21 protein-coding genes are annotated in these 25729 nt (G+C 42.7%); 16 read left to right on the top strand and 5 right to left on the bottom strand.

Annotated elements, in window-relative coordinates:
- The first annotated feature begins 33 nt into the window (after positions 1–33).
- Complete coding sequence (locus tag ACT3QQ_RS10145) at positions 34–894, top strand: tRNA threonylcarbamoyladenosine dehydratase (protein ID WP_444527921.1); 861 nt, start codon at positions 34–36, stop codon at positions 892–894.
- A 30-nt stretch (positions 895–924) separates the two neighbouring features.
- Positions 925–2727, top strand: coding sequence for an ATP-binding protein (locus ACT3QQ_RS10140; protein WP_444527920.1), 1803 nt, complete (start codon positions 925–927; stop codon positions 2725–2727).
- 170 nt (positions 2728–2897) lie between these two features.
- Here ACT3QQ_RS10140 and efp read toward each other — a convergent pair whose 3' ends face one another.
- On the bottom strand, positions 2898–3470 hold the full coding sequence (gene efp, locus ACT3QQ_RS10135; protein WP_444527919.1) for an elongation factor P: 573 nt from the start codon (positions 3468–3470) through the stop codon (positions 2898–2900).
- Between the two features lie 160 nt (positions 3471–3630).
- Here efp and epmB point away from each other — a divergent pair, with 160 nt between their 5' ends.
- The 8 genes from epmB to ACT3QQ_RS10095 all read left to right on the top strand — a co-directional run bounded on the left by epmB (position 3631) and on the right by ACT3QQ_RS10095 (position 14684).
- Positions 3631–4638: an EF-P beta-lysylation protein EpmB gene (gene epmB / locus ACT3QQ_RS10130; RefSeq protein WP_444527918.1), complete on the top strand. Its 1008-nt coding sequence runs from the start codon at positions 3631–3633 to the stop codon at positions 4636–4638.
- 369 nt (positions 4639–5007) lie between these two features.
- On the top strand, positions 5008–6765 hold the full coding sequence (locus tag ACT3QQ_RS10125; RefSeq protein WP_444527917.1) for a hypothetical protein: 1758 nt from the start codon (positions 5008–5010) through the stop codon (positions 6763–6765).
- A gap of 308 nt (positions 6766–7073) precedes the next feature.
- Positions 7074–9161, top strand: coding sequence for an EAL domain-containing protein (locus tag ACT3QQ_RS10120; protein WP_444527916.1), 2088 nt, complete (start codon positions 7074–7076; stop codon positions 9159–9161).
- Between the two features lie 64 nt (positions 9162–9225).
- Positions 9226–9684: a c-type cytochrome gene (locus ACT3QQ_RS10115; protein ID WP_444527915.1), complete on the top strand. Its 459-nt coding sequence runs from the start codon at positions 9226–9228 to the stop codon at positions 9682–9684.
- 49 nt (positions 9685–9733) lie between these two features.
- Entirely contained in the window at positions 9734–10753 is a 1020-nt protein-coding gene (locus tag ACT3QQ_RS10110) for an AAA family ATPase (RefSeq protein WP_444527914.1), read from the top strand.
- Between the two features lie 271 nt (positions 10754–11024).
- On the top strand, positions 11025–12041 hold the full coding sequence (locus ACT3QQ_RS10105) for a hypothetical protein (protein ID WP_444527913.1): 1017 nt from the start codon (positions 11025–11027) through the stop codon (positions 12039–12041).
- Positions 12038–14302: a transglutaminase family protein gene (locus ACT3QQ_RS10100; protein ID WP_444527912.1), complete on the top strand. Its 2265-nt coding sequence runs from the start codon at positions 12038–12040 to the stop codon at positions 14300–14302. The genes ACT3QQ_RS10105 and ACT3QQ_RS10100 overlap by 4 nt, the downstream gene beginning before the upstream one ends.
- A gap of 94 nt (positions 14303–14396) precedes the next feature.
- Entirely contained in the window at positions 14397–14684 is a 288-nt protein-coding gene (locus ACT3QQ_RS10095; protein ID WP_444527911.1) for a DUF4031 domain-containing protein, read from the top strand.
- Positions 14685–14768: 84 nt separating this feature from the next.
- Here ACT3QQ_RS10095 and ACT3QQ_RS10090 read toward each other — a convergent pair whose 3' ends face one another.
- Positions 14769–15287: a DUF302 domain-containing protein gene (locus ACT3QQ_RS10090; RefSeq protein WP_444527910.1), complete on the bottom strand. Its 519-nt coding sequence runs from the start codon at positions 15285–15287 to the stop codon at positions 14769–14771.
- Positions 15288–15398: 111 nt separating this feature from the next.
- Entirely contained in the window at positions 15399–16319 is a 921-nt protein-coding gene (locus ACT3QQ_RS10085) for a LysR family transcriptional regulator (RefSeq protein ID WP_444527909.1), read from the bottom strand.
- Positions 16320–16606: 287 nt separating this feature from the next.
- On the opposite strand from ACT3QQ_RS10085, the gene ACT3QQ_RS10080 reads away from it, so the two are divergent.
- Positions 16607–17731: an S-(hydroxymethyl)glutathione dehydrogenase/class III alcohol dehydrogenase gene (locus ACT3QQ_RS10080; protein WP_444522416.1), complete on the top strand. Its 1125-nt coding sequence runs from the start codon at positions 16607–16609 to the stop codon at positions 17729–17731.
- A gap of 178 nt (positions 17732–17909) precedes the next feature.
- Here ACT3QQ_RS10080 and ACT3QQ_RS10075 read toward each other — a convergent pair whose 3' ends face one another.
- On the bottom strand, positions 17910–18605 hold the full coding sequence (locus tag ACT3QQ_RS10075; RefSeq protein WP_444527908.1) for a haloacid dehalogenase type II: 696 nt from the start codon (positions 18603–18605) through the stop codon (positions 17910–17912).
- A 44-nt stretch (positions 18606–18649) separates the two neighbouring features.
- Complete coding sequence (locus tag ACT3QQ_RS10070) at positions 18650–19303, bottom strand: DsbA family oxidoreductase (RefSeq protein WP_444521852.1); 654 nt, start codon at positions 19301–19303, stop codon at positions 18650–18652.
- A 371-nt stretch (positions 19304–19674) separates the two neighbouring features.
- Here ACT3QQ_RS10070 and ACT3QQ_RS10065 point away from each other — a divergent pair, with 371 nt between their 5' ends.
- The 5 genes from ACT3QQ_RS10065 to ACT3QQ_RS10045 all read left to right on the top strand — a co-directional run bounded on the left by ACT3QQ_RS10065 (position 19675) and on the right by ACT3QQ_RS10045 (position 25667).
- Positions 19675–19851: a hypothetical protein gene (locus ACT3QQ_RS10065; RefSeq protein WP_444527907.1), complete on the top strand. Its 177-nt coding sequence runs from the start codon at positions 19675–19677 to the stop codon at positions 19849–19851.
- A 335-nt stretch (positions 19852–20186) separates the two neighbouring features.
- On the top strand, positions 20187–20858 hold the full coding sequence (locus ACT3QQ_RS10060) for a 2Fe-2S iron-sulfur cluster-binding protein (RefSeq protein WP_444521853.1): 672 nt from the start codon (positions 20187–20189) through the stop codon (positions 20856–20858).
- Complete coding sequence (locus ACT3QQ_RS10055; protein WP_444527906.1) at positions 20855–21847, top strand: FAD binding domain-containing protein; 993 nt, start codon at positions 20855–20857, stop codon at positions 21845–21847. The genes ACT3QQ_RS10060 and ACT3QQ_RS10055 overlap by 4 nt, the downstream gene beginning before the upstream one ends.
- Positions 21848–21849: 2 nt before the next feature.
- Positions 21850–24210: a molybdopterin cofactor-binding domain-containing protein gene (locus ACT3QQ_RS10050; RefSeq protein WP_444527905.1), complete on the top strand. Its 2361-nt coding sequence runs from the start codon at positions 21850–21852 to the stop codon at positions 24208–24210.
- A 107-nt stretch (positions 24211–24317) separates the two neighbouring features.
- Positions 24318–25667: an XdhC family protein gene (locus ACT3QQ_RS10045; RefSeq protein WP_444527904.1), complete on the top strand. Its 1350-nt coding sequence runs from the start codon at positions 24318–24320 to the stop codon at positions 25665–25667.
- The last annotated feature ends 62 nt before the right edge of the window (positions 25668–25729 follow it).

Genomic DNA, 25729 nt, shown 5'->3' with positions numbered 1-25729 from the left:
ACCAAGATATTCAAAAAGAGAATTTGATCTGTTATGAGTGATACCCAACAATGTGAACCGTTAGAATCCGTTGAAGACAGCATTGTACGAGACGGATCGCACCAGCAAGATGAGCAATACGATCGTCGTTTCCAAGGAACACGGACACTCTATGGCACATCAGCGGTTGATACTTTTTCGGCAGCTCACGTCTACATTATTGGTGTGGGAGGGGTTGGCTCTTGGGCAGCCGAGGCGCTGGCTCGGACAGCAGTGGGAACGATTACGCTGATTGATTTGGATGTGTTAGTTGCTTCTAATGTCAATCGCCAACTGCCCGCATTGGACAGCACATTTGGTCAAAGCAAAATTGAAGCGATGGCAACCCGTATCAAAGAGATCAATCCTGCAGTGAAATTGAACTTAGTTGATGACTTTTTAACGGCAGAGAATGTTTCAACATTACTGCCAAGTCGTGATGTAGCCAAATCTGCAATTGCTGATGGTAAACCGATTGTGATTTTAGACTGTGTAGATGACATGAGTGCTAAACTAGCAATTGCCTTACATTGTCGATTTAATAAACTAAAGTTGGTCTGCGCAGGTGGCGCAGGTGGTAAGATAGACCCAAGTCAGATTAGAGTGAGTGATTTGCGTGATTGTTACCAAGATCCGCTACTTGCTAAGTTACGCAATAAACTGCGCCATGAGAAGGGCATTAATAGTGCTTTGAAAGAAAAGTTTGGTATCAAATGCGTCTATTCGACAGAACCGCCAATTGTAGACAAGAGCTGTCAGGCAGGTGGTTTGCAGTGCGGTGGTTATGGCTCAGCAGTGGTCGTTACATCAGTGGTAGCGATGATTATGGTGAGTGAAGCATTACAATTATTAATAAAGCAGACGAATCGTAATTAATACGCCTGCTGTTATTTAATGGAGTTTACCTTGTCTATATCTAACTTACCAAAGCAAAGCTACCCTGTAGCGGTAGATGAATTAGAGCGCATCAACAAGCTAAAAAAATATCAAGTACTGAATGAAGATGATGAACCCGCATTTGATCGGCTAGTTGAACTTGCAAAATTGTTCTTTGATGTACCCGTAGTTACGATCACTTTTATGGATGAGGAAACGCAATACTTAAAGCCAGCCTGTAAATTTGATAGTGAACCTGAGAGTGTCAGTAAGACACCGCGTGATATTGCATTTTGTAATTATACAATCTTGTCAGATGATATTTTTGTAGTGCCAGATACATGGAACGACGATCGTTTTAGCCAAAACCCTATGGTCACAGACTTTCCGTATTTACGATTCTATGTTGGTGCGCCTATCATTTTGTATGAGGATAACAAAAGTTATCGACTAGGTACTTTATGTCTGATGGATACAAAGCCTAACCATAGTTTTAATGAGCAACAATCAGCGATTTTGGCGGAATTTGCAAAAATGGCGGCTGATGCCTTGCAGCTACAAGATAAGCAACGTGACGCTAAGCATGCTAACGAAATGAAATCGAGCTTTTTAGCCAATATGAGCCATGAGATCCGCACACCGATGAATGGTATTATCGGTATGGTAGAAATGCTAGGCGAAACCGAACTTAGTGAAGAACAACGAGAGTACGTTGATAATATCAAGGTTTCTAACGAGCATTTGATGGTCATTATTAATGGTATTCTGGACTTATCGAAAGTCGAGTCTGGAAAAATGACGATTGATTCTATTCCATTGAATTTATCTAGTTTGTGCAATGAGGTTATCAGTTTATTTGCAATTAAGGCACGCCAAAGAGGCGTAGCCCTAGATTATAATTATACTGAAAAACTGTCTCCCTACGTTAAAGGCGATCCTGTACGTTTAAAACAAATCATTGCAAATCTGGTCAATAATGCGATTAAATTTACTCGTGAAGGTGGTCGAGTCAGTATCGATGTCAAACATATGAATAACTGCCATTGTCCAAATAGTAGCGACGAGAATGTTGCTATATCGCGGCAAGAGAACAATGTAAATGAAGCGATAAACGATGAGACTGGTCAAAATATGACGCTTTGTATAGAAGTTAAAGATACAGGTGTTGGCATCAAATCAGAATCGTTAGAGGCGATATTTGATGCTTATGACCAAGCAAATAAATTTACCCATCGTATTTATGGTGGTACTGGACTTGGACTGTCGGTTTGTAAGTCTTTGGTCGATTTGATGGGTGGTTACATTCATGTAAATAGTGAAGTAGGCGTTGGCACCACATTCAGTGTCTTATTGCCGTTAACCACTATAGATGAAGATAAGTATGAGACATGGCAAGATGCTAACGATACGACCATGATTGAGCCTACCCATGAACGATCTGGCCATATATTGTTGGTTGAGGACGATACCGTCAATGCAATTATTGCCAAAAAAGCACTAACCAATAGTGGCCATATGGTCACTCATGTCACTGATGGTCAGCAAGCAATTGAGGCCTTTGCTTTATTTCCTGAACGCTATGACGTGATATTAATGGATCACCATATGCCGATTTTAGATGGTGTACAGGCAACCATCAAACTGCATAAATTATATGACCCTCAACTATTGCCGCCCATCATTGCTCTGACTGCTAATGCAATGGATGGTGAGCGTGAGAAATACCTAAAAGTTGGTATGCAGGACTATTGCACCAAACCTTTTAAGCAAGAACAATTAAATGCTTTGGTACAGTATTGGCTGATACAAAAGCAATCATTAGAAGAAGAGTGACTTACTTACTAATATTATTGTCAGAACCAGCAACTAGCATCTTGATGTAACCGATGTCATCATGATGGACAAATATAAAAAAAGCTTAACCGCCGATATAGTGGTTAAGCTTTTCTATTAATGATAAAGACATTGGTAAATATCAACTATCAGTCATATTTGAAGTGATGTTAGTTTACGCGAGTTTGGTAATCACCAGTACGTGTATCAACACGGACCACTTCACCTTGTTGTACAAATAGTGGTACACGTACGACCGCACCTGTCTCCAATTTAGCAGGTTTACCACCACCGCCTGAAGTATCGCCGCGTACGCCAGGATCTGTTTCTGTAATTTGCAACTCAACAAAATTAGGCGGCGTCACTGACAATGGGCTACCATTGAATAGAGTGATGGTACATAGAGCATTGCTGTTTTCTTTTAGCCACTGTATGGAATCACCCAATGCTGTCTTGTCAGCTTGAATCTGCTCAAAACTTTCAGGATGCATAAAATGCCAAAACTCGCCATCGTTGTATAGATAGTTCATTTCAGTATCTAGCACGTCAGCGGCTTCTAGGCTGTCACCTGACTTGAAAGTTTGTTCCAATACTTTACCACTACGAAGATTGCGCAGTTTGACGCGGTTAAAGGCTTGGCCTTTACCAGGTTTAACAAACTCGTTTTCAAGAATGGCACAAGGGTTGCCATCAAGCATCACTTTTAGACCAGCTTTAAATTCATTAGTAGAAAAATTTGCCACAAAAAACTCCTAGGGGTTGTAAATATAATAGTAAGACATAGGGCTGACTGTACCAAAATTTTCTGTTATGCCAAGTATTTACGGATTAACGAGGATACTTTGATAGGCTAGACACTAAGGGCGTATAATATCGGATTTTGGGCACAGGTAGTAGGCTGTCATGATAAACCATTTAATCACACAAAAAAACTGGCAAACGCAATTATCGGAAGCTATTACGTCTGTTGATGAGCTATTAAGCATCTTACAGCTTGAATCAATGCGTACAGAGGTTTACGTGCCTAAACACTTTGAACTGCGTGTACCGCGTGGCTTTGTAGCAAAAATGGTTATTGGCGACCGAAATGATCCTCTGCTTAAACAAGTATTGCCAGATCAGCAAGAGCAAATCAACGTCACAGGCTATGTGGCAGATCCACTAAGCGAAAATACACAAAACCCCGTGAAAGGCTTGCTTCATAAATATCAATCGAGAGTGTTGTTAACCATTACTGGTGCATGCGCTATTCACTGCCGATACTGTTTTCGCCAGCATTTTGACTATAGTGCCAATATGCCTACTGCTGATGCAAAAGAAAATATTATTAATTATATTGGTGCACATCCTGAGGTCAATGAGGTGATATTAAGCGGTGGTGATCCCTTAAATGTGACTAACCGGCGTTTATTTACGTGGCTCGATACTTTGGAGTCTCTTCCGCAAATTACTACTATTCGGCTGCATACGCGTTTGCCATTGGTGATACCTGCACGTTTAGACGCTGCGTTGCTAGAAAGGATGTCTCAGAGTCGCTGTCATATCGTTATGGTTATTCATTGTAATCATGCTAATGAGATCGATGCACTGACCGCTGAACATTTGCAACGTACTCAAGCGGCTGGGATTACTCTATTAAACCAAGCCGTGTTGTTAAACGGTGTCAACGATACTCTCGACGCGCAATTGCAGCTTAGTCAGCGGTTGTTTACTTCTGGCGTGCTACCATACTATTTGCATGTACTAGATAAAGTGGCTGGCGCGGCGCATTTCGATAGTAATGAGCAAGCAGCGATTGAGCTGTATTGGGCATTACTAGCATCATTGCCAGGTTATCTTGTCCCTAAGCTGGTTAGGGAGTTGCCGAATAAACCCTTTAAAGTACCGATTGATATTTACAGTAATAGCTAAGGCAAGACACTATATCGGTTTAGGGAGGTAGTAAACAAAAAATGAGTTTTAAAAAAAGGTAAGTAATATTTTAAGAAACTAAAATCTAGAATTTATGCTTTTTTATAAGTGCAAATAGATATATGATTGGAACGGAATATAACCGTTGGCACGCAAATCAATGAAAGAGTATGCAGCGTTAGAGATGGGTTTCTAATAATAGTATTTAGATATTGTTGGATAGTACTGTATTGCTAGATTCAGACTCACAATCAATATCATTACTCTTCTATAGTCGGGCTTAACAAACATTCTTTATGTCATACATGTATTTGTACGACTGCATATTACTGAGTGCCTTAAAACGACCAATAGTGAGTAAAGATACTGATGATCACTTTATCAATGTTCCGAGAAGTTTTAAATTCTACAGAACCACTATCTCCGTTATCTAATCGTTCAGTAAATGGTCAAGAGCGCTACTTGCTAAAAACGTTGACAACGCTACCGACGCAAACTCAAGAGCAACAAATAGAACATTTAGAAAGTGTGCTGAGAGTATTACATGAAGCAAATATAGATAATCAGCAACGCCTAAAATTAATGACAGCAGTCGTTGATGCTTCAGATCGATTGATAGCGACTTTGAGGCAACATTATATATATGAGACAGGCGCCCTTGATCAGACTCAAATGTTATGTGTTGCACAAGTACAATCACTGCATTACTTGATTATCATGGTCTACGACAAGGTCATACGTTTTGAGACTCAGTTTTCAGAAGCCCCTTCAAATCACTCTTCTGGCAAAAGATGGCAACGTTTTTTTGGCGCTGAGACTAAACCTGATAGCACGCTTGCTATTGCGATTTATCAATCATTATTAAGATACCAAAAACTATTAGCAGAAGAGACGCTGTGCTATCGGAAACCATCCGATTACCTGTGGTCTAGAGTCAATCAGTTATATTATCTGGCTCATCAGAGAAAAGTAGCTGATATTGAATTGAGCTTACATACCGTTACCCATCAAACGAATAGTATTCATCAGCTATATTGCCAAATCTGTTTGCATGATTTGTTAAATTTGCGTGCTATGAGACGCCCGAACATCTTACTCGTACAGCGTTTATTGCCTGAATGGGCTAGACATGTGGTTGCGACAATGGAGCCCACCACCGATACAAAGGTCTTTGTTGATCTTCATAGTAGTCATCCACCAAGCTATTTAACTGTCAACTCTTATATCAATCCATATGAAGATCGTCATGATTGTCTATTTATAGAATTAACGCCGATGGTTCGGCATTTTGATTCACGGAAAAAAGCCTTGCTTAAGGAAGGCAACACAATAGAATATAGTTTGCTCAATGCTATTTCAATGACAATAAGCTACCGCTACTTGCAGCAACCATTTACACTCCCAACCCAATATAGTAGCGAACAGCCAAAAAAGTTAATCACTAACTTCAACAATATACATTATTACGTAAGTCATTCGAAAACTTTTGCCAATTTAATCGACGTTAAATACCTACGAGAAGAAGACAGGCCTTTATACGAGACATTTGATAATGATCGTGGTCGCAGTAGCCCAATAAATATTAAGGTATTCGATGACCATGATAGCTTTCCAGCATATCACACATTGCACTTGTTACCAAAAGATAGCGGGCTCAAGAAGAATGTCGCCGACAAAAATTTTCTCAATAGAGAAGAGAACAGCGTAGAGGAAACTGACCCTGACATTTCTACAACAGCACCGCAGCCCTTACATATAATGAGTCTGATTTTGGTCTCTCGATCTAACCGAGCACAACAGTTTAATTGGTCGATAGGATTGGTGCGCTGGCTGAATGTTGATACTAAAAACCCAGAGGTAGAATGGCAGGTACTCGGGCATAAGATCGTAGCATGTGGACTACGTTTGGAAGGCAGTCAGAAGCGAAGTCGTCGTTTTTTACCCGCATTTATCCTTGGAAAAGACGAAAAACTGAAAACAACGGGTACGCTAATCGTTCCACCTTCTTACTTTCAAGCAGACGATAGAGTCGTCATGCGTATCGGCAACAAACAAACTTCCTTGCGGTTAGGACGCAGGCTTATAATGACTGATGAGTTTAGTCAATATGAGGTAGCACAACTATAGGTCTCATCTTTGTTTTCAAAACGTAGATGGATAGGTTGGTAGCAGCGAAGCTATGCAGGTTCTTAACGGAAATATGATGAAGAATAACGAGCATAAGTTAATCTGCAGCGGACTGAATTATTGTCTATAATGACGAATATTGTTACTCTGACTTCTATGCTAGCCCTCGCAATAAAAAATAACCTAAGCCAAAACTCAGTCAATACGATAAGGCTTTCTGAGATTCATTCTAGTGCTTTTTTCATGTTAGTCTAGTTTGAATGAAAGGTGTAAGGTACCAAGATAAAAATACGACTAAAAGGCTCCCTATGCGCTCTCAATCTCTCTTGAATTTATTGGTGATTAATGATGATCAGCTTTACGCTGAACGTCTTGTGCAATTATTGAGTCCTTATTATGACAATGTGAATTTGGGGTTTTTAGACGATAAAGAAGAGCTGTTGAAACTTTTACGTCAATCGTGGGATGTCTTAGTATTTGGTAAGGCTTATGATATGAGCTTTACAGATGTGGTAAGCATTGTTCAAGAGCAAGATATCGATTTGCCGATGATCTGTTTGATGAGCGACGAGGTAGCATCGACTGGTTACAATGAGGAAGGACTACCTACTATTATTAGTGGCACCATGGTCAAAGCGCTTAAAGTGGACCAAGAAATGCCAGTCGTGATGGCCATTTGCTTACAGCATAGTAGTTTGCGCAGTCGCCGTGAGCTAAAAACCTTACGCCAAGTGCTTTCTGAAGCAGAGCAACGTGCTAACGTGTTGATTAAGAATTCTAAGAGCGCGGTCGCTTATATCGATGAGGGGGTTCATATCTTTGCCAATGATCCTTACCTTCAGCTATTCGGTTTTAAATCGATGAACGAAGTGATAGGCATCCCTATTATTGACCTGATTTCAAGTGTGGATAGTGTCAAAGGGTTTAAACAGTTCTTACGTCAATTCGATAAAGGCAGTCGTCAAGACGTTGAGTTCAACTTTGAAAGTATGCGGACAGACGGCAGCACGTTTGAAGCGAAATTACAATTGGCATCGGCAACACTGGAAGGTGAGCCCGTCACTCAAATTATTATTCAACAAAATAATAGTAATAGTGTAGAGGTTGCTAAGCGCTTAGCTGCAGCTGAGCGCAAAGACAATTTGACAGGTCTCGATAATCGTCGCGGCTTTGAAGAGCAGATGATAATAATACATCAGCAGGCAGTACAAGGATTGGCGACGGCGGCGCTACTATATGTGCAGCTTGATAATGTAGGTAAAATAAGAAGTAGCTTAGGTCTACAAGGAATAGACGCTACGGTTAAACAAGTTGCCTATATGTTAGATGAGCTAGTATCTGATGGTCATGTTAGCCGTTTTAGTGATACCGCATTTACAATATTAGTGAAAAATAAGACAACAAGCGATCTTGAAGAGATTGCTGCGTGTATCGGCTCAACTATCAAGAATATGTTTATTGAAGTTGATAAACGCACCACAAATACAACGGTTAGTACTGCCGTTGTCAGAATTGAAAAGAACACCGCAGAGCCCACTATCATATTAGAACGTGCTATGGACGCTATGAGTCAAATCATGGTAGAGACTTCTAATAGCGGTGGGTCTTACCACATATATGATCCAAGCGAACATGCCAATAGTGATGATCATGCCCTTGCTGAATCGTTGGTTGACGCCATTACTAATAATCGCTTTGAGCTATCATTTCAATCAATATACGATATCAACAACGATCGTAGCGATTTTTTTGAAGTATATCTACGACTACCATTGTCCGATGCTGACAATACGGTACTAACCCCTGATCAGTTCATGGCAGTGGCTAAGAAGCATCAGTTACTAGAAAAGATAGATCGATGGGTACTTATCAATGCCTGTAAAAAAGTCAATGATGTCCGTAAATCATATCCTGAAGCAAAACTGTTAGTACAGTTAACCAGTGCTTCATTGGTCGATAAAAAATTGCCGCTAGTGGCAAGTCAGCTGATAAAAGCAGTAGGCGGCGCAGCTGGTGTATTAACGCTACAGTTCAATGAAATAGATATCTCTGAGCATTTGACCATCGCGAAATCTCAATTTTCTGCACTCAATGCTGTCAGCTGTCAAATTGGTATTAATAATTTTGGCTCTTCCGTTAAATCTATTGAAATTGCCAATTTTGTCCAACCTAATATGGTACGCTTAGCGCGTAGCTATGTTCAAGATATTAGTTCAGCAGAAAATCTAGAAACGGTTAAGTCTCTTATCATACGTACTAACGAGATCAAAGTTGACGTGCTCATGCCTTATATTGAGGATGCAGCAACGATGTCAGTCGCTTGGAGTGTGGGTGCACGCTATTTACAAGGTTATTACTTAGAAGAGCCTAGTAGTACAATGAAGGTAGCGAGTTAAAAGGCCAGTACGTCATATTGTTTGTGTTATGACGATGATATTCTTCAACCAAAGATTGCTAAAAATGTCACTTATCAGTAAATATCAAATGAGCAGCCTTTTGGCTGCTGTTCTATTGCTCACAGCTTGTGAGAAAACACCACCTGACCACCGTAATCCCGTGACCCTGCCTCTATATACTGAAGGGGATGCTGACAATGGCTCAATAATCTATAAAGATGCTTGCGGTCAATGTCATCAACGCAATGCGGGCTTGAATAAAAAAGGCCCACAACTAATGAATATATATGGTGCGCCGGCTGCCGAATTAAAAGATTATACCTATAGTAAAGGGTTGGAAGAATCAGGTTGGGTCTGGGACGCAGAGACACTCGATCCATATATTGCAGATGCGCAAAAAGCCATGCCAGACTCCAAAATGTTATCTGACCCGATGCCGGATGCTAAAGAGCGTGCTGATATCATTGCTTATTTATCCACACTACGAGCTGCTGCACCTGCCGTTACAGATGATGTGAATTGATATCTAAATTATTATCATTGCGACCTAAAAAATGAGTTAATAACCTACTATGACCCATGCAGCTAACGATATATCATCACATACATCAACAACCACAACACTTAGCCAAACTAATCTTAATGTAGCTGATATTCAATACAATCAGCAGAAAATTGCACAGCTAATAGCGCAATTAAATCAAATTGTATTGGATAAACCGCAAGCTGTTAGGTTGGCACTCAGTTGTATCTTAGCAGGCGGCCATTTGTTATTGCAGGACTTGCCTGGTATGGGTAAGACGACTCTGGCGCAGGGCTTAGCACAGTTATTAGGTTTGAGCTTCAGTCGAGTACAGTTTACCAATGATATGTTGCCAGCTGATATTCTAGGTATGAGCATCTATGACCAAAATAAACAGCAATTCGAGTTTCGTCCGGGCCCCATATTTACTCAGTTATTACTAGCTGATGAAATCAACCGCTCCAGTCCCAAAACACAAAGCGCGCTACTTGAAGCGATGGAGGAGCGACAAGTCACGCAAGATGGTCAGACATATCCTTTGCCGCAGCCTTTCTTTGTCATTGCCACTCAAAACCCATTGCAACAAGCAGGTGTTTATCCGCTGCCAGAGTCGCAGCTAGATAGATTCTTGTTATGCTTATCACTGGGTTACCCGTCACCTACCGCAGAGCGTGAGCTGCTAAAAGGTAAAGATCGTCGCGAGCTACTTAAAGGTTTAGATACAGTGCTTGATACTGAGGCTGTACTATTGGCTCAGCAAGCTGTCAGGCAGGTTTATGTGGCAGATACAGTATTAGATTACCTGCAAAGACTGGTTGCAAAAACTCGTGCAAGCCAAGAGTATCATGGCTTATCACCTCGCGGCGTGTTATCGCTGCAACGCGCCGCCCAAGCGCATGCCTATGTATCAGGATATATGGAAGTGACACCTGAAGATATCCAAGCGGTATTTGCTGCGGTCACCGATCATCGTCTCGGCCAGCGCTTTGTACCTGCGCATGTGACTGGTGGACAAGCGACTAAAACTATTGCCCAACGTATCCTAGCAGAAGTGTCAGTTGTCGCTTAGCAGTTGATATATTGTTTACCTGTATTGAGTAACTACATCAATTGATCATGGTCTCTTACATAGTCAAAGCTATATAGTTTAAAAAATATCAACTCCACCTAGTTCATTATTTACAGTATTTTTACCCGCTTTTCTTATATTTAAATTGTCCTGAATCAACTATATCGTTCTATTCCTGAGTCTGTCAGTCGGATATAAATACAAATACAAATACAAATACAAATACAAACACCGACAACATTGTCAATCAGATGGTAATAATAAGGTAGTCATGAGCTTGTTGCCAAAGGCATTAACCGCACCATTTAAATCAGCACTGAGCCGTTGGTTTGCCTCACGCGCCCCTAAAAGTGATAGTGCTACGCTTAACTTACGTAACGTTTATATTTTTTTTAGTCGTGAAGGAATGCTATTCGCTGTATTGTTAGTAATTACCTTTATCGCGGGTATCAATTATGGCAATAATTTGGTGCTGGGTTTATGCTTTTATCTGGTCAGTGTTTGGCTAATTAGTTTTCATGTTACTTTTGCTCATATATCGGGCTTAAAGGTACGTTTGCTAGAAGTCACTATGACAGAAGCAGGTTTGCCTGTTTGGGTGACACTACAACTAAATAGTGATAGCCGCCAACCAAGACGCCAGTTGCTGTTTGAATTTGAGCAGTTAGCCAATAAGAAAACCAAAAATGGCATAAGCGCACAAAACTCAGTGCTTATCACGCGGTTGCAAGGTGAGCAAATCATTCGGTTACCTGTCCATACCGATACTCGTGGTGAGCTTGAGCTGCCACGGCTAAAAATAAAAACAGTTTATCCCTTAGGTATCATGCGTGCATGGTCTTATGTCTACTTTGCGCGTACGGCTTGGATATATCCAAAGCCTGAAGCCTTTGACTGGCAAGAAAAACATGCAGTCGTAAGCTTAGAGGATTTACCCACAGGCGGGCAGTATAGACAGGGTCAAGACGACTTTGAGCGGTTAGATAACTATGTCGAGGGTGAGTCATTGGCACGAGTTTCTTGGGGGCACGTGGCACGGGGACAAGGTATGCTGACTAAGCACTTCGCTGATCCGGTCGGTCACGAGCAAACGCTTGATTATGCAGATATGCCGGCCGCACATCATGAACAAAAACTTGCACAATTGGCTTATGGGGCATTGACGTTAGGTCAGCTAGGCGTGCCGTTTAAAATGCGTTTACCTAGTGATAATCCTGCTATTGCGGAGATGGGTAACGGAGAATCCTTTGCGCAAGCATGCTTGCTAAGGCTTGCAAAAGCACCATGACCAATTCTAAAGGCTTATCTTCTACTGATGCTGACGTACTGTCCACAGAGTATTCTGAGGCCGACGCTACACAAGCGGCCAGCTTTGAGCAGTTGGCCTTAGGTCAAAAAATCTCGCTTCAACCTGAGCTAAATGATACTAAATGGTATCGTAAACTATTGGCACTACCAGCTTATTACTGGGTATTAATTGCTCAAGTAGTCGTTGTGTTGCCGCATTCTGCACATTTACCATTATGGCTGATAGGATTTGCCGCTGTCAGTATCGCTGCTCAATTGCCTCATATCAAAGCTAAATTCAAAAAACTGTCGCACCTAAAACGTATCTATCAAAGTATGCAAATGCTGGGATTTTTGCTGGGGCTATTAGGTCTGTGGTTGACCTATAATACGGCATTTGGGCTTGATATGGGTGTGGCATTTTTAGTGTTATGCCTAGTTAGTAAATTGTGGGAGCTGTATAAGCGCCGCGATGCCTATGTAGTGCTGAATCTATCGTTGTTCGTACTTACGGCCCTATTTTTGATGAATCAAGGTTTACTGACTACTTTAGAAGTGATCGTTGGAGCAGTCATTATATTGCTCGCATTTATTGCGCTTAATGACGATAGCAATGCTAGCGGTGATGGACGCTTGCGTACACTGGGCGTGTTAGGGGTTGGCGCATTGCCATTATTAGTGGTGCTATTTTTGTTTTTTCCGAGACTGCCACCACTGTGGTCGGTACAACTCTCAGGTCAGCAAGCCACCACAGGTGTGTCTGATAGTATGTCCCCTGGTGATTTTGCCAATTTAGGCCAGTCGACTGAGCTGGCCTTTCGTGTAGAGTTTGCTGATGATCGCCCGCCGCAACAGCAATTGTATTGGCGCGGCTTGGTATTTAGTGATTTCGATGGTGTCACATGGCGTCCAGCCCCTCAAAGGGATCAATGGTCGTCGAGATTGCAAGCCCCTGCATGGATTCAGAATGCTTTTGCGACTGTACCTGATGAATCAAGAGCAGCACCTGTTAATTACAAAATTATCTTAGAACCCACGCAGCAGAACTGGCTATTCGGTCTTGATTATCCGTTTTCTCAGCAGCCAGATATCAATACTACCTCTGAATTCACCTTATCAAAAGAGCAACCTGTTACACAGCAGCTTCGCTATGATGTGTTGCAGTTTGCCCAGATGCGTATTGATCCGGTTCTGACCGAGGCATCAAGACGTGAAAACCTTGCTTTGCCTAATGAAGGTAATCCTCAAGCACGCGCGCTTGCTAAGCAGTTATTTGAGCAATCAGGCTCAGATCCTGTTCGCTATATAGCTGCTATCGAGCAATGGATCAATCGAACAGAGTTTCGCTATACGTTGTCGCCACCACGGCTTAATACCAATCGTATTGACGAGTTTTTATTTGAAACCAAAGCAGGGTTTTGTGAGCATTACTCATCAAGCTTTACCTTTATGCTACGCGCCGCTGGTATTCCTGCACGAGTAGTAGCGGGCTATCAAGGCGGTGAGCCTAGTCGTAATGGTAACGTATGGGAAGTGCGTCAGATGGATGCGCATGCGTGGACTGAAGTTTGGCTTGAAGGTCAAGGCTGGGTACGTGTAGATCCGACAGCCTTTGTGGCGCCTGAGCGAGTAGAGCAAGGCATGAATACGATGACCGAGCAGCAAGGGGCGGCTATGTTCGGCAATGGTGCCAGTGCACAAATCAACTATCAGCAGTATCAAATGCTACAAAAGCTACGTCGACTATCAGACCAAGCGAGCTACTACTGGCAAAAAGACGTAGTCGGCTATGACCAAGACAAACAGGCCGACTCGCTACTCAAATGGTTCAATATCAGCTCAATCATGCAGCAAATCATTTGGCTAGCCACCAGTGCGGTTTCTGTTATGGCTATCCTAGTATTTGTCATTTGGTATCGTTGCCGTAAGCGTTGGCATCCAGCAGACCTACCTCTTGCTCAGCTCTCAAAACGTATTGCCAAGTACGATAAACTATTAGCCCGCAAGGATAATGAAGGGCAGCTAGCGTGGCTGGAACGTCTGGCATCGGCTATTGATAGCCGTCAGGATAACAATGCCCAATCTGCTACAAGTCAGCTAACAGATAGTAACGACCCAATCGTTATTCAGACAAAGCTTGTTGAAATTAGACAAAACTACCGTCAGTTACGCTATGGACGACTGAGTACATTTGATACCAGTCACAATGAATATCAAGAACGACTCAAACAACTTAAAAAAGATGTGCGCGCATTGTTATAAAGATTTTTGATGATAGTGCCATTAAGTTGCAAAGGTATTTTATTGACAACAAGTTAGATAAGCGAACCAGTGAATAAGTAAGAGAGGCGGTTGTATGGCGATATATGTAGATTTTGTGCAGATAAAATTTAAAGGCCATAAGTGGTGTCATATGCTAGCGGATAGTTTGCAAGAGCTGCATGATTTTGCGGCGTTTATTGATGTAGATGCGCGTCTATTTCATCGTAACGCTAGCTATCCTCACTACGATATTACGGTCCAAATGCGTGAAGTCGCTATTGCGCAAGGTGCCATTCCTGCCGATAGAAAAAAGATTATCGAGTGTGCAAAGAAATTAAAAGTAGAATTGAATGACCAGATAGAGCAATCTAGTCATTCCTGATAGGAGTGCCTTTCAAGTAAGCAGATTAAGTAAATAGAGTTTCAATTTTCCGTTTTACTTATTTATTCAAACGTATTGAGCGCATTATTTTGCCGTTGCTGCAGTACTGATAGCGTTAAGTGCTTTTGAGATATTGGCAATTTCGGTATCGCAACCTTCGATATTGTGGCGTGTCTGGAGGTAGTCAGGGTTGTTATATGATAGCCATACTTTCTTATCGGCATCTTCGCTAATTAGGATTTTTTGCGGCAAGTCAATGGCAACGGTTTGCTCACAGTTCATTAACGGCGTACCTGCTTTAGGATTACCAAACATAACGACTTGCGTTGGTCTCAATGATAAGTCGACACCCTGTGCATTTTTTTGATGATCGACTCGCGCGAATACCTTCATACCTTTACTTTCGATAACTGAGACCAGTTTGTCTGCAGTATCTTGGACAGAGTGATTGCTCTGTAAAGTGACCAAGCCTTTTTCAGCATTGATAGAGGTTGTTGTATTTGTCATCGCACCAGTGCTATTGGTTTTATCCAACAACGTATCGATACTGGCACAAGAGGAAACAGCCACTGCTAGCGCAGCGATAGAGACGATTTTAATCATAATGACACCTTTAAGTTATTTGTAGTATGGTCAGACCTGACGATAATGAGCAACATCGAATATTCATTGTGCGTAATCAGGTTTGTGATTGCAACAGCTCTTAACAGAACGTTAAACCAAATGTTCCGCCAGATAATCGACTAACAATCTAATCTTCGGTGATAGATGACGGTTATGCGGATAAACAGCCCAAATGCTTTCTTCAGGCTCTCTATAGTCATCAAGCAAACTAACCAATTCACCAGACGCTAAATATTTTTGCACATAATAATCAGGCAGCTGTACGATACCCAGACCTTTTAGCGCAGCATCGACCAGACTATAGCCGCTATTATATTGCACAGTACCAGAGACACGTAGGTGTCTTTCTACACTCGTTTGTTGGTTGTCCGCCCTACCATGAGTATCACGGTTCTCTTTTACTTTAGTGGTATCTATAAAGTGCCAGTAGTCACGAGTACCCAATAGGCAATTATGTTGACTCAAATCACTCAGATGATGCGGTATACCGTGTTTTTGTAGATAAGAAGGCGCAGCGCAGACAAAATTAGTGCGCAGGCTAAGTTTCTTTGCCATCATCGTCGAGTCATGCAGTTTGCCAATACGAATGGCCAAATCATAACCCCCTTCAATCAAATCGACTTTCTGGTTACTCAAAAAGGCAGTCACTTCGATATCGTGATACTGCATCATGAAATCATTGATGAGTGGTAACAACTGCTGCTCACCGTAAGTCACAGGCGCCGTTAGTTTTATCCTGCCTTGGGGCTTTGATTGTAAGTTACTGACGGCTTGCTCAGCCGCATCTAACCCATCGAGCACACTGCGGCAGTGCTGATAGAAAACACGGCCTTCTTCAGTCAGTGAGACCCTGCGCGTGGTTCGATATAGTAGCTTTATATTTAAGCGCTTCTCTAGTGCGCTGATTTGGCGGCTGACTTGTGCAGTCGAGATGCCAAGCTCTTTCGCACCACGCGTAAAGCTCTCATATTCTGCTACGTAGACAAACTCACTAATCCCTTCCCAGCGCATGATTATTACCAGTATGTAAAAGATATTTGCAAATATAGCATATTGTTATCAGCTCAGAAACAAATATAATGGTTAGTATCAATGTAAAAAAGTGGTGTTTTACTATCATCGATGCTTGCCTATAAAGGGCAGGCAAGATAAGCTCGGCTTAGTCTATCTTTATTTGTTTTAACTGTAGATATAGTGAACGCTAACATGCATTAGTAATTTATTAGAACTGCTTGTACTTATAGCAAAACTGTTGTGTCATTACCCATAAATAACAATCAATTAAAAGAGAGATTTTTATGTCCGATAAATTTATTAAATCAAAAGCAGCCATCGCGTGGGGTCCAAACCAGCCACTATCTATCGAAGAAGTAGACGTCATGCTACCGCGTAAAGGCGAAGTATTGGTAAAAATCGTCGCTAGCGGTGTCTGCCACACAGATGCTTTTACCTTATCTGGTGAAGATCCAGAAGGCGTGTTTCCTTCGATCTTGGGCCATGAAGGCGGCGGTATCGTTGAGCAAGTGGGCGAGGGCGTGACCAGCGTTCAGGTCGGCGATCATGTCATTCCGTTATACACAGCAGAATGCGGCGTCTGTAAAATGTGCCGCTCAGGCAAAACCAATCTTTGCTCGGCAGTACGCGAGACTCAGGGTAAAGGCTTGATGCCAGATGGTACCACGCGTTTCTATAAAGATGGCGAGCCTATCTATCATTATATGGGTTGCTCAACTTTCTCTGAGTACACGGTTTTACCAGAAATTTCTTTGGCCAAAGTCAATAAAGAAGCCCCATTAGAAGAGGTTTGCTTACTCGGTTGTGGTGTGACTACCGGCATGGGTGCAGTCATGAATACTGCAAAAGTCGAAGAGGGTGCAACGGTTGCTATCTTTGGTATGGGCGGTATCGGACTGTCAGCCGTGATTGGCGCTGCTATGGCAAAAGCCAGCCGTATCATCGTAATTGATATTAACGAAAGCAAGTTTGAGTTGGCCGAAAAGCTAGGCGCAACTGACTTTATCAACCCTAAAAACTATGACAAACCAATTCACGAAGTGATCGTTGAGTTGACTGATGGCGGTGTTGATTATTCATTTGAATGTATCGGTAACGTTGATGTCATGCGTTCAGCGCTAGAGTGCTGTCATAAAGGTTGGGGTGAATCGGTCATCATCGGTGTGGCTGGTGCTGGGCAAGAAATTTCTACTCGTCCGTTCCAGTTAGTGACTGGTCGAGTTTGGAAAGGCTCAGCATTTGGCGGTGTAAAAGGTCGCACAGAACTACCAGGTTATGTCGAGCGCTACCTAGCGGGTGAGATTCCATTACAAGATTTCATCACTCATACGATGCCAATAGAAGACGTTAACGAAGCGTTTGACTTGATGCACAAAGGTGAAAGTATTCGTACGGTCGTCAATTTTTAAGTGTGGTGCTTTACGATGCATAGTCTTTTATGATGTAGGGTTTTTGACGAACATATTAACGCTATTGTATGGTAGTCATCGCTTTCACATTATACTTTTAAAACGAAAAAAGCTGCTTCAATATTGAAGCAGCTTTTTTTGTACGTTATGCCTAAACACAGCCTATTAGCTGGATGTATTAAGCACTTTTTTTGCTAATAAGTTGATCGACTAGTACCGATAAATCTGATGCGGTCAAATCTGGAACTGGTACATTGGGCGCGTTCAGCATCGCATTATAAGGACGGGTCAAAAACGCACCGCGACAACCAGCCGCTTGAGCACCTATAGTATCCCAAAGGTGACAAGCAACAAGACACATCTCTGACATGTCAACATCTAATGTCTCAGCCACCAACTGATACGTTTCAGGTGCGGGCTTAAACTTGCCAACAGGCTCAATACTGAAGTGCTGCTCAAAGAACTGACTGAGACCTGCTTTTTCTAGTGGCGTTGGAGAGGTGCTGCTCGCTGAGTTGGTCAGTGTGACCAGTCGGAACCCTGCATCGCGCAAACGAGTCAGTGCAGGCGCAGCATCAGGATGAGCAGGCAGGGCACTCATTCTTTCTTTGAACTCATTGATGTCGTCGTCTGTCAAAGTCACTTGTCTAATATCAGCAACCATTTGCAACGCCCCAACGCCAAGTTCGCCAAAAGACGTATAGAGACCAGACAATGTCATGGTTTGTGAGTACAATACTAGCTGAGCGAACCACTCTCTTAGTACTATTTGCTCACCAAAGACGCGCGTGAATAAAGGCATTAGTGTGTCGATGTCGAGCAATGTTTCATTGACGTCAAACACAATAATCGAGGGGAAGCGTTCAGAAGACATAAACAATCCTTTTATAGAATGACATTTTTATAACGTTAGGCGATTTATTCAGTCATGTTTGCCAATTGCTCTAATATACTGATGTAGTTCTCGACCCCTTGGGCGCCGCTGACCAGATGACGCTCATTAAAGATAATCGCTGGTACACTTTGGATGCCTTGCTGTTGCCAGTGCTGCTCTTCTGCTCGAACTTCATTTGCAAAGAACTGACCTTCTAATACCGCCAATGATTCACTACGATCGAGCCCAGTCTCTGCTGCAATATCGGCAAGCACATTGATATCAGAGATGTCTCTGTTATTGGTGAAATGCGCGGCAAATAACGCTTGTTTTAACTCATGCATGCGGCCTTGTTGATCAGCGAAATGTAGCAGCTGATGCAAATTAAAAGTGTTGTGCATGCGTGTGTCATCGTTGAAATTGAATTCAAAACCAACTTCGGAACCAGCTTCAGTCATTCTGACTCGGCTAGCATCTGATTCTTGCTTAGTAGAGCCGTATTTTTCAATAATATGTTCGCGTAGGTTTTGACCCTCGCTTGGCATATTTGGGTTTAGCTCAAATGGGTGCCAGTGGATGGTGTGAGCTGTGTTAGTTTGCTCAAGTGCTGCTGCTAATTGACGATAGCCTATGACGCACCAAGGGCAAACGACGTCTGAAACGATGTCTATTCGGAGCAGTTTTTCTGATGTGCTCATATTTCCTCACAGATACTATTATGTATGTTTTATTTGGGGTGTATAGATAGTAGCGTATTAGTTGGAATCAAGTAGATATACTTAATGATTAGGTAGCAAGTCAGTTCATACTAAGAGAATGACTAAGTGATTACAATGTAGTCTGCGCCGTCTAAGTCGCCAATTCGATAGCGTAATTGTAACTATTATTAACGAGTAAGTAGGCGTTCTTTCGATACGTTGACTCGGTAATAATAAAATCTACGTATACTTAGCCAAGCAGGCATATTCCTAGAATATGCTTTTATTCAGAGCGGCTTCGTTGAAATGATAATTAAAGAAGAAATTCGCTGAGAGGGAATAAAAACTTAATATCAACAATGAAGTCACAGGTGAAAAATATTGCTAAGGCGATAAAACGGCATTACAGTACAAAAGCGTTTTATTTGCGTATTAAAGGTCACACTGCTGTGGCGGTCGTTTCGTTTGGTTACTGTAGTAAAGGTGATCTTAATACTGAGTTACCAAAATCACGCTTTAATGAAAAAACGACTATCATGAAAGCGTAGCCAGTTGCTAGCTACGTAAAGGTTGCATTTAAGAAATACAGTAAGCAAATTCTATATAGAAAAAAGCTATTTGAAAGCTCCATGAACTTGCCGTTTATGGGGCTTTTTTTATCGGAACTCTCTCTGATATCACGTAAAAAACTGAAGATAAACAATATGTCACCTATTAGTAGCGCTAACATTTCTAGAGTCTAGTAGATTAAAAACTACACTGGAATCCCTACAAAGTAAAAACAAAACAATTTTTTTCATACGCCATAATAAATTTATCGACGCTCTCTTTTTAAAGCGTATTTCAGCTTTTTATTATGTTCATCTGCCAGCGAGAAGCCAGCATGTCTACTTTGACTTTAACAATCAATAAGCAAGATTATCAGCTTGAAAATCTTGATACCCGTACGACACTGCTCGACGTCTGTCGTCAGCACCTGCAAATCACTGGACCCAAAAAAGGCTGTGACCACGGTCAATGCGGGGCTTGTACGATGCTTATCAATGGACGACGGGTCAATTCCTGTCTGACGCTCGCTCTTATGCATAATGGCGATGACATCACCACGATTGAAGGCATCGGAACGCCAGACTCACTATCGGCGTTGCAGCAAGCGTTTAAAGACAATGACGCCTTTCAGTGTGGATATTGCACACCCGGTCAGATTTGCTCAGCGACTGCATTGATAGAAGAAGTAAAACAAAACTGGCCAAGCCATGTCAGCACAGATTTGCAAAATCCTGATGGTTTCCTTGTACAAGAAATTGCTGAGCGAATGAGTGGTAACATTTGTCGCTGTTCAGCTTATCCGAACATCATCAAAGCTATTTCACAAGTGCTTGAAAATGAAGTGTCAGAGTCTAGTATTCAAACCACAGACAACGCTGCGCAAACCTCAAATGTCACAGGTATTTGGTCACCGCCACCGAGTGAGGCGCAACTTGGCAAGGCCTCAGCAGATAACAATACGACAAATAGTAAGACAGCGACTGGTATCACAGGAGGCCACTCATGAAACGCTTCGAATATAGCCGTGCTGATGCACCAGAGCAAGCCGCGATATCTGCCAGTGATAAAGAGGCTTCTTTTATCGCAGGTGGTACCAACTTATTAGACTTGATGAAACTGGAGGTCGAGACGCCAATTAAATTGGTCGATATTACTCGTTTGGAATTAGAACAAGTCGAAACCACTGCTGACGGTGGTTTGCGTATCGGTACGCTTGTGACCAATAGCGATTTGGCAGCGCACCCTGATGTTATTGAAAATTACCCAGTATTGTCCCGAGCGATTTTGGCAGGGGCGACAGGTCAGCTGCGTAACAAAGCAACGACTGGTGGTAATTTTTTACAGCGCACCCGTTGTTACTACTTCTATCAAACAGATAGCGCCTGTAATAAGCGAGAGCCGGGCACAGGTTGTCCTGCTATTAATGGCGAGAACCGTACGCTGGCTATTTTAGGTACGAGCGATGCCTGTATTGCTCAGCATCCGTCTGATATGGCAGTGGCCATGCGCTTGTTGGATGCCACTATCGAGACAGTCAAACCTGACGGCTCGACTCGCACTATTGATGTTAAAGATTTTTATTGCTTACCAAAAGATACGCCGCATATCGAAAACGTACTAGAGGCAGGCGAGTTAATTACTCACGTTGTGTTACCTGCACCTATCAAAGGCATGCACACCTATGACAAAGTGCGAGATCGCGCCTCTTATGCCTTTGCACTGGTATCCTGTAGCGCAGTGATAGACACTGATGATAGCGGCAATCTAAAGACGGTACGACTGGCATTTGGTGGTATCGGTACTGAGCCATGGCGTAACGAAGAAGTTGAGGCATTATTAACGAATACCGATGGCAATAATGACGTTATCGCGCAAGCCGCTGATTTGTTATTGAAGGATGCTAAAGGTAATGGTCAGAATGACTTCAAGATACCGTTGACGCGTCGCCTACTAAAACAAGTCATTCAGCGCGCACTAGCGAGCGAGGGAGCATAATCATGTTATTATTTGAATCAATAACTCAGTCAGAGCCGACCAAAAAAATGATCATGGATGAGCCTGTTGAGTCTTTGTTTAGTACAACAGCGAGCAAATTGGTTGGTAAGCCTATCAACCGTGTTGACGGTTCGCTAAAGGTTAGTGGTCAAGCGCCTTACAGTGCCGAAATCTATTTAGACAATAAAGCGTACGGTGTCTTGGTCGGTGCAACCATTGCCAAAGGCCAAGTCGAGAATATCGATAGCAGTTCTTTAGACTGCATTCCTGATATTATCAAGGTTGTGACAGATCCTAAGCACTTTTTGCGTAATTCACAGCAAGGTGGATTAAAAAAAGCGCCGAAGCAGGGAGCGACTGAGATTTTTTATCATGGTCAGCCTATTGCAGTGGTCATCGCTGAAACCTTTGAGGCAGCAACGGAAGGAGCGAACGCACTTAAAGTCACTTATAAAGATGAGACTGACCAAGCGGCATTGAATTTTACTAAAGAGTTATCCAACGCCCATGAAGTCGATGAAAAAAAAGGCCCTGATAAAAACTATGTCCAAGGCGATCCAGAGCAAGGATTGATTGATGCTGAGGTGACACTAGATCGTTTTTATCATACACCGAGTCAAAACAGCTCGGCGATGGAGCCGCACGCAACATTAGCCCACTGGGAAGGCGATAAGCTCGTTCTTTATACAGCCAATCAAATGCTTGCGTCTTGTAAGCAGCAAGTGATGGATGCGCTAGACTTAAACAAAGATCAAGTTCAGCTAATCGCGCACTATGTCGGTGGTGGTTTTGGTAGCAAGCTCGGTATCGCCCCTGAATCTATCGCAGCTGCCATTGCTTCAAAAGAGCTTGGTCGTCCAGTATTGATTACAATGACGCGTCCACAGGTGATGGAAGCAACGGTCAGACGCTCGAACACTCGGCAGCGCATTGCGATTGGCTGTGACTGCGATGGTGTTATCGATACTTTGATACACGATACCATTGCTAGCAATTTGCCAGACGAAGCGTTCTTTGAGCCAACTGCCTTATCTACTCATTACTTATATCGCGGTAAAAACCGCCGTGTAAATTATGGAATGGTCGATATGAACCAAGTGCTATCAGGCTCAATGCGAGCACCTGGTGAAGCGGTCGGTATGATTGCTGTTGAATGTGCAATGGACGAGTTGGCCGCGCAGTTAGATATTGATCCTATAGAGCTGCGTCGCCGTAATGAACCCGAAAAAGACCCTAGTAAAGACATTCCATTTTCGACGCGTCAGCTGATTGCTTGTATGGAGCAAGGTGCTGAGCAGTTCGGTTGGAGTCAGCGAAACGCAAAGCCTGCCAGTCAGTTAGAAGGCGACTGGTGGATAGGGACAGGGATGGCTGCGGCAGCACGTGGTAACCAGCTGCAACCGTCTGAAGCGCGAGCAACGCTGCAAATCGACAAATCAAAAGCACTTGGTATTAAGGCGGTTATAGAAACAGATATGACAGATATCGGTACAGGGTCTTATACCGTGTTTTCTCAGGTAGCTGCAGATTTACTAGGGCTACCCATTGACCATATCGAGATGAAATTAGGTGATAGTGCCTTACCACCTGCATCAGGTTCTGGTGGTAGTTGGGGTGCGGCGAGCGCAGGTAGCGGAGTATATCTAGCTTGTGAGCAGCTACGTGAAATGCTAGCAGAAAAAGTCGGCTTATATCCTGATACGATACAACTGGATAATGGTCAAATTAAGCAAGTAGGCAAGCACGATACAACTTCAGAGAACGCATTAGAAGAAAAAACACTGTCAGAAACAGAAAAGTATAATTTTGAGAATAAAGAGTCATATGCGCTTACCGAGGTAGTCGCAGGTTATGAGGAGCAAAAAGTTAGTGCTAAAGGACAGATAAAGCCAGGTAAAAATGGTAAAAAGTATCGTCAATCATCTTTTGGTGCCAATTTCGCTGAAGTAGCCGTGCATAAAGTCACGGGTGAAATCCGAGTAAAACGTATGACGGGTGCATTTGCAGCAGGTCGTATTCTTAATCACAAAACTGCAACCTCACAATGCTATGGCGGCATGGTATTTGGTATTGGTTCAGCATTGATGGAGGAGATCATCCACGACAAACGTGACGGTCGTCTGTGTAACCATGACCTTGCCGAGTACCACGTACCAGTCAATGCCGACGTACCGCAGTTAGATGTGATATTGGTCGAAGAGGATGATTCTTATACCAACCCAATGCATATCAAAGGTATTGGTGAGACGGCTATTGCCGGCGCTGCCGCTGCGATTGCTAATGCTATATACAATGCCGTTGGCGTAAGTGTTTATGATTTTCCGATTACGCTCGACAAGCTGCTTTACGAGATGCCAGAGTAATTTTTTAAGCTATATGTACGACAGGAACCCGCTTAATGAGCGGGTTTTTATAACTTAATCAGCAGTACTGTCATTATCAAGAAAGTAATTATCAAATAAGAGGTGTTATGAATCAGGTCGCTGACATTCTTAGGCTGGCAAGCAAAGCTCAGCAGCAAGGTATTGATGCTGTATTGGCAACAGTCGTACGTACCGAGGGTTCAGCGTATCGCCGTGCTGGCGCGATGATGCTCATCTGTGAGGATGATCGCTCAGTTGGGATGATTAGTGGTGGTTGCTTGGAGCCGCATATTATCAAACGTGCTTTTTGGCTTACGCGTAATGGTGCCAATGTGCAGGTTTATCAAACTGGTGATGACATTGAATACGCTGACGATGGTAAAGCGCAAGCAGGCGTTAACGAAACTAAGTCTGATATACATGACGAGACAGATAGAGATTTAAATGACAGTTTAGACAATGACTTAGATGACGATTTAGATGACGCAGACTTCGATGAGCTAAATTTTGGACTGGGTTGTAATGGACGAGTACATATATTGTTTGAGCGACTAGCAACGGCTGAGCCATTGTTAGAGTTAATCCATAACGTTCGGCGTACTCAGCAGCCGATTACTGTGGCGACTTTAATTCGTGCTAACGACTATCAGCATCAAGATGTTGTATCGCGAAGCAGTGATGATGTGCAAATCGGTATGCGGGTTAATCTAGATGAACAGTGTAGTGTAGGAGATATTTCAGAACAAGAGGAAATAAATCCTTCAAGTACACTCTACGATACCGCAGAAGAACTAGCACAATATAAATTGTCTGATAATAATGCCGAATACATGACAGTGGAAAATGGTGAGGTAACAACAGAGTGGATCGTGCAACGCCTGCAACCACAATTGCGTTTATTAATTTGCGGCGCAGGTAATGATGTAATGCCACTGGTGACCATGGCTAAATTGCAAGATTGGCATGTGACAGTTATAGACAGTCGCGCGCAATATGCAACTCGTATGCGGTTTCCTCAAGCAGACGCTGTGATGTCGTTACCTTTAGGTGACAGTGAAACTTTGCTTAAGCTGAGTAATAACGCAGCAGTCGCGCTAATGTCACACAGCTTGAGTCAAGATCGTGCTCGCCTAGCGATACTGCTGAAGCATCCAGACAATTATAAGTACTTAGGACAGTTGGGGCCACGCTATCGTACTAAGCGCTTGATTAATGAAATCAGCATGAATCTTAGCAATCCTACTATTTTGGATGCTGGCATCCATAAATTACACTATCCGATTGGTTATAAGCTGGGTGGTGACGGTCCTGAAGCATTGGCACTTGGTATCATGGCAGAGATAAATGCAGTCATGCACAATCAAAACGCTCTAGTAAGTGGCTCGCATAACAACTTTCCAAACATTTCAGCAGTGAGTAGCGGTACAGATGCTGATATTGTTCAGAGTGTCGTATGAGCAAGAGGACGTTTACAAAAACTATTGAACATACAGAAAGTGCTGAACAGCAGAGCCAAAAT

The organism is Psychrobacter sp. AOP7-A1-24 (assembly GCF_052376235.1).
Taxonomy (GTDB): domain Bacteria; phylum Pseudomonadota; class Gammaproteobacteria; order Pseudomonadales; family Moraxellaceae; genus Psychrobacter.
The sequence above is the reverse complement of the archived record's forward strand: the minus strand, read 5'-3'. Positions and strand labels throughout refer to the sequence as shown.